Annotated in this window: 1 pseudogene; it reads right to left on the minus strand. The window is 68.9% G+C overall.

Annotated features, from left to right (window positions below):
* Positions 1–1724: pseudogene (locus tag ACGFNH_RS32665) on the minus strand (hypothetical protein); the annotation flags it as partial.

The following is a 1724-nucleotide window of genomic DNA, read 5'->3' on the forward strand; positions in this document are numbered from 1 at the left end:
CGCTCGGGAGCGATACCGCTGGCCTTGTAGAAGTCGGCGATCTGCTGTCCCTTGTCCCTGGGATCGCTGGGGTCGCTGAGCACCAGCACATGGAGTTGGGGGTCGCCGATGAGAGCGGCGGCGATGCCGAACTGGTCACCTGTGGCGTAACCGGGCTGGGACAGCAGCTTGTTCAACCGCGGATCGGGACTCCCCTGGTTGAACTGGGCCGCCTTGGCCTCCTTCGACAACGTCTGCTTCTGCCCACCCGACTTGGTTTCCCGACCGTCCAGCAGGGCGTCCCGTGCGGGGATGTCCGAACGGTGGCCCAGGGTGGCCGTTCCGGCAGACGAAGCACTTTCTCCGGGGCGGGGCACGGCAAGACGGTTGGGAGCGGTGGCCGGGTCGGCCGTGCTGGCTGCGGACAGAACGGCCATGAAATGGACGGGACTTGGACCCGGCGCAGCATGCAGGTCCAGTAGGTCGCGGGTCATGCGGGTGAGGAGGTTCGCTGTCATCCGGCCGTCCGCGTAGGGGTGGGGGGTGCCGTTCCAGCGCAGTGCGTCCAGCGCTGCGAGGCCCTGGAGTAGGTCCGGGTCGGTGTCGGCGCCGGTTCCGAGGGTGTCGCGCAGGGTGCGGATGAGTTGGAGGGTGCGGTTCGCGGTCCAGGGGTCGAGTGGGCCGGGTCCGTGGTGGAGTCGGGCGGTGCGTGCGAGTTCGGTGAGTGTGTCCCCGGTGGGCTCGGGGGTGAAGGTTTGCCAACGGCCGGGAGTGATGGCGTCGTCGGTTTCGGACTGGGGGTAGAGGATGGGTCGCACGCGGCCCGTGTGGTCGACGGCTGTGCCGGTGTCGGTGGTGGGTGCGTAGACGGGGCGGCCGGTCACGTTGGCGATGTGCTGGGCGACGGGCAGTCCGCCGTGCGCGGGTGAGGCGCCTGTGGAGCAGGAGTAGAGGACGATCGGCCGGTCTTTGGGGCCGAGGTCGACGTGGCGTTGCAGATAGCGGGCCAGCTCACGGCCGCTGACGGTGACTGTGGTGCCGTCCTCGAGCGTGAGCGTGACCTGGGTGGGTGTGCCGTGTGCGGCGAAGAACGACACCGCACGTCCCTGCCAGGGCAGGTCCTTCGCGGCGCCGACCAGCACGTCACGCGTTCTGCGATGGTCGGCGTACGTGGTCCCGGCAGTCACCGCCGGATAACGGGACGCACGCTGCGCCCAGTCGCCATCCGTGAACGACGCCTGACCGACATTCGTACGGGCGGTCCCCTCGCCCTTGGTCAGGGTCTGGGTGTGCAACTCCTCGTCCGGGACGGTGCGTTCGTCGAGCGTCCGGATGGCCGTGCCGGGTTCGACCGGGCGGGTCACGAGGCGGGACGGCGGCGGGGGAGTGTCGGCCTTGCGGACCGGCATCCGTGGAACAACTCCGGTGCCGGCTCCGGTGCTTGCTCCGTCGACCAGCGGACCGCGCGTCAGCCAGCGGTCGGCCTGTTTCTCGCTCGACAGGGGCGGCGGGCTGCCCACCAGGTAGTCGGCGATCTTGTCCACGTCGTCCTCGTGGAAGCCCTTGGCGTGCTCCTCACGTATCGGTTTCTGCCTGCCCGGATCGTCGGTACGACCCGTACGCCCCGGCACCCACACGGGGTGCTCGACGGCGGTGGTCAGTTCGTTGTACTCGGCCTGAAGCCGCTTGAGGGCTTCCTGATCCTTGTTGGCCTTGGCCGTTTCGAGTTCCGTGTTCGTCAGGTC

This window comes from Streptomyces sp. NPDC048639 (assembly GCF_043199075.1).
In the GTDB taxonomy this organism is placed as follows: domain Bacteria; phylum Actinomycetota; class Actinomycetes; order Streptomycetales; family Streptomycetaceae; genus Streptomyces.